At 57.3% G+C, this 4,025-nt stretch carries 4 protein-coding genes; 2 read left to right on the top strand and 2 right to left on the bottom strand.

Features of this window, described 5'->3' with window-relative positions; translation table 11 throughout:
• A partial coding sequence (locus tag ACYVDE_RS16510) for a hypothetical protein (RefSeq protein WP_460502651.1) occupies positions 1–219 on the bottom strand: 219 nt, incomplete at its 3' end.
• Between the two features lie 210 nt (positions 220–429).
• On the opposite strand from ACYVDE_RS16510, the gene lpdA reads away from it, so the two are divergent.
• Both lpdA and ACYVDE_RS16500 read left to right on the top strand, forming a co-directional pair.
• Positions 430–1,824: a dihydrolipoyl dehydrogenase gene (gene lpdA, locus ACYVDE_RS16505; RefSeq protein ID WP_460502650.1), complete on the top strand. Its 1,395-nt coding sequence runs from the start codon at positions 430–432 to the stop codon at positions 1,822–1,824.
• Between the two features lie 82 nt (positions 1,825–1,906).
• The gene (locus ACYVDE_RS16500) at positions 1,907–2,608 is read left to right on the top strand and encodes a hypothetical protein (RefSeq protein ID WP_460502649.1); all 702 of its coding nucleotides are present in this window, start codon (positions 1,907–1,909) and stop codon (positions 2,606–2,608) included.
• A gap of 263 nt (positions 2,609–2,871) precedes the next feature.
• Here ACYVDE_RS16500 and ACYVDE_RS16495 read toward each other — a convergent pair whose 3' ends face one another.
• Entirely contained in the window at positions 2,872–3,798 is a 927-nt protein-coding gene (locus ACYVDE_RS16495) for a DMT family transporter (RefSeq protein ID WP_460502648.1), read from the bottom strand.
• Between the last annotated feature and the right edge of the window lie 227 nt (positions 3,799–4,025).

The following is a 4,025-nucleotide window of genomic DNA, read 5'->3' as shown; positions in this document are numbered from 1 at the left end:
CGTGGCGCCAATGCCGCTGGCCCCGCCGGTGATGCGGGCATCGGTAGCAGTACTGGCCGCGCCGGTCGAGTCGGGCTGGCCGGTGGTGGTTACCGCGGGCATGCTCATCGCCTGGCTATTAACGGTAGGTTTTTCCTTTTCCTTAACGGTAGTGGCGCAGTTACTGAGGAAAGCCAGCAGCCCCAAGGCCGCCAGAGGCGAGCGAAAACGTGATTTCATGGAATGCAGAAATGTTATTGGCCAGCGGGAGCCCCGCCGGCGGGGCTTATACGGAAGAAACCGAACAATAGCTGTGTCTATATAATGTGCCTAAGTTGGGGCCCGGCCCGTACCGCCGATAGCGCGCGGTGCCGAGGCGCGGCTATCTTTGCGCCCGAATGAAAAGAGCCGGCCGCCGGTTCCTTCTGTATCATCTCCTTTTGAAGATTTATGGCATTGCAATTTGATTTGGTCGTGGTCGGCAGTGGCCCCGGCGGGTACGTAGCCGCTATCCGGGCGTCGCAACTAGGTTTGAAAGTGGGGGTTATCGAGCGCGAGTCGCTGGGCGGCATCTGCCTCAACTGGGGCTGTATTCCCACCAAAGCGCTGCTCAAGAGCGCGCAGGTGTTCGAATACCTCAACCATGCCGCCGATTATGGCCTCACCGCGAGTGGCGTGGGCTACGACTTCGGCGCCGTCATCAAGCGCAGCCGCGGCGTGGCCGAGGGCATGAGCAAGGGCATCAACTTCCTGTTCAAAAAGAACAAGATTGAGGCCATCATGGGCACCGGCAAAGTATTGGCCCCCGGCAAAGTGGAAGTAACCAAAGCCGACGGCAGCAAGGAAACCGTGGAGGCCAAGAGCATCATCCTAGCCACCGGCGCCCGCGCCCGCGAGCTGCCCGCCCTGCCCATCGATAACCAGAAAATTATCGGCTACCGCAAGGCCATGGCCATGGAGCAGCTGCCCAAGCGCCTCGTGGTGGTGGGCTCGGGCGCCATCGGCGTCGAGTTTGCCTACTTCTACCGCACCATGGGCTCCGAAGTGACGGTGGTGGAGTACCTGCCCCGCATCGTGCCGGTGGAAGACGAGGAAGTGTCGCGCCAGATGGAGAAGTCGTTCCGCAAAATCGGCGTGAACGTGCTCACCAGCGCCGAAGTGACCAAAGTGGACACCAGTGGCGAAGGCTGCAAAGTGACCGTCAAAACTGCCAAAGGCGAGCAGCAGATTGACTGCGACGTGGTGCTGAGCGCTGCCGGCGTGGTGACCAACCTCGAAAACATCGGCCTCGAAGAGTTGGGTATCAAAGTAGAGCGCGGCCGCGTAATTGTGGACGATTACTACCAGACCAACGTGCCCGGCATCTACGCCATCGGCGACATCGTGCCCGGCCCCGCGCTGGCCCACGTGGCCTCGGCCGAAGGCATCATCTGCGTCGAGAAAATTGCCGGCCACCACCCCGAGCCGCTCAACTATCAGAACATCCCCGGGTGCACCTACGCCTCGCCCGAAATTGCCAGTGTGGGCTACACCGAGGCTGAGGCCAAAGAAAAAGGCTACGATGTGTTGGTAGGCAAATTCCCCTTCTCGGCCTCGGGCAAAGCCAGCGCGGCCGGCGCCAAAGACGGCTTCGTGAAGGTGATTTTCGACAAGAAATACGGCGAGTGGCTCGGTGCCCACATGATTGGCATGAACGTAACCGAGATGATTGCCGAGGTAGTGGTAGCCCGCAAGCTCGAAACCACCGGCCACGAAATCATCAAGGCCGTGCACCCGCACCCGACGATGTCGGAAGCCGTGATGGAGGCCGCCGCCGCCGCGTACGGCGAGGTGATTCACCTGTAGTATTCTTGACTAACTTACCCCGGAAAGACCTTCTCAAGCTGATTGAGAAGGTCTTTTTTCTTCCACCTTCCACGTTGTTTTTATGTTTAAAATATACTTTCTTCTAATCGCACTTGTCGCCATGTTGGCTGGCTGTGGGGGCGTTAGCGAATTCGGAACTGATGCGGTGATGCGGGAATACGGTGGTAGCCTGAGCGCAAAATCCGGGGTGAATAACTCGACCGACAGCACAGCCGTGCAAGGTCGTTACGTGGAATTAGAGTTGATGAACGACCAGCTGGAATCCACATTTCCGAAGCTGAGCATCCCGGCATCGAATTGCGCCTACCTATTTTACCGCGCTGTTAGCCCGGCCGAGCGGGAAAAGTACGACTTCATTAGAATCACCATCAAAGGCAGAGACAACAGCTACTCCCATTCATACCCGATGAAGGAATTGGATGCGGTTGACATGGCTAAGAATAAATTCGATGAGGTTGGCCGATTACTTAAAAGCGAGAATTATGACGACTTGCTTTTACAAATGGACCCGCATTATTTCCAACCGGGAGATTTACAGAAACTCAAACCAATGCTGCAAGAAATGGACAAGCAGTTTGGTAGAACCGGCGGGTTCAAGCTGGAAGGTTTTGAGTTTGACGACTACGTGAATAAAGGAAATAAGCAGCGGTTGATAACGATGTATGGTCTGCTCACCAAGCAACGCAACCAAGCGCTGGTGGCCTTAACGCTAAATACATCTGCGTCGATTAGCGCACCCAACATTGTTGGGTTACGAATGTAGCGAGTGGCCAAGCGGGAGCAGTAAATTAGAAAACGATTGAGTTTGTAAGGAATCCTTACAAACTCGAAGATGACGAAATGTAGTTGTCCGGCAATTCCGGACAACTGCAGAGATGTTACTCAATTATCAAGTATTCCTTGACGACTGGCCCGCAATTGTAGGGTACAACGCTTCTTTGAGTTTTAGATAATGGGAACGAGTACGCAGAAGCATAGCGCTTTCGCACTAGTAAAAACAACTGTCAAGAATTCCTTGACAGTTATTTAATCCTGCTCTGCCGCCACTGCCGGCACCGCCGCTGGCTTCCGCTTCCAGCTCACCAGCCACACGCCCAGGAAGATGAGGGCTGCCTGCCCGGCCTTGCCCCAGGTGAGATGGTCTTTGCCTAGGGCCACGGCAATGAGCACGGCCAGCACCGGCTGCGGGTAGATGTACACGCCCAGCAGGGCGGGGGAGGCGTATTTCAATGCCCAGTTATTCAGCAGATAGGCCAGGATGGTGAGAAAGACCACCATGTAGCCGATTTCGAGCCAGATGTAGAGCGGGAAGTGGGCGTAGTCGGCCGTGAGGGCATTGCGCCAGCCAAACGGCACCGCAATGAACGCGCCCACCAGAAACACCCGCGCCAGCACCGTGAAGGCGTGGTACTTGCGCATGAGCGGCTGTGACAGCACTAGGTATAGCCCGAATACCGTGGCGTTGGCCAGGATGAACAGGTTGCCCAGCGTGGGGTTGGGCGCGGCGGCCGACTGCGTGTGGCGCCCCAGAATGAGCATGCCCGCGCCCGCCATGCCCACGGCAATGCCCAGCACGCGCGGCAGCGTAATCTTTTCCTTTAGCAAAAAGGCTGAGGCGATGACCACCACAATGGGCGCGATGGTTTGCAGCAACGAGGCCGAGATGGGCGAGGTCAGGTTCAGCCCCGAAAAAAACAGCAGTTGGTTCACGCCAATGCCCAGCACGCCGCAAGCGATGGACCGCAGATTGTCGGCCCGTCCGGTGATTTTATCCTGCGGCGCCACGAAGTATTTGATGATGGCGAAAAACAGCGCCGCGCCCACAATGCGCAGCGTGACGATGCCAAATGGCCCCATATACTTCGGCATCACGTCTTTCGACAGCGAATAGTTGGCCGCGTAGATAAGGGCAACGAAAAACAGGGCCGCGTGCACGCGGAGGGAATTGCGCATAATGGAGGGAGGTGACGTGACCCGAAGGTCGGCGTGAGCCAACTTTGTAGTTCGCGTTTTCGCGCCGTAAGAACTCGTTTCGGTGCCGAACGTTCTAGAACGCGAACCACAAAGTTCGCGCTACTTTGCCACTCATGACTTCCCTCTTCCCCGACGACGAACCCACCGCTTTCATTCCGCCACCCGCACCCGGGGCCGACGCGCCCCTGGCCGAGCGCCAGCGCCCG

The organism is Hymenobacter agri, from assembly GCF_054778495.1.
This window is presented reverse-complemented; position numbering and strand designations above follow the sequence as displayed.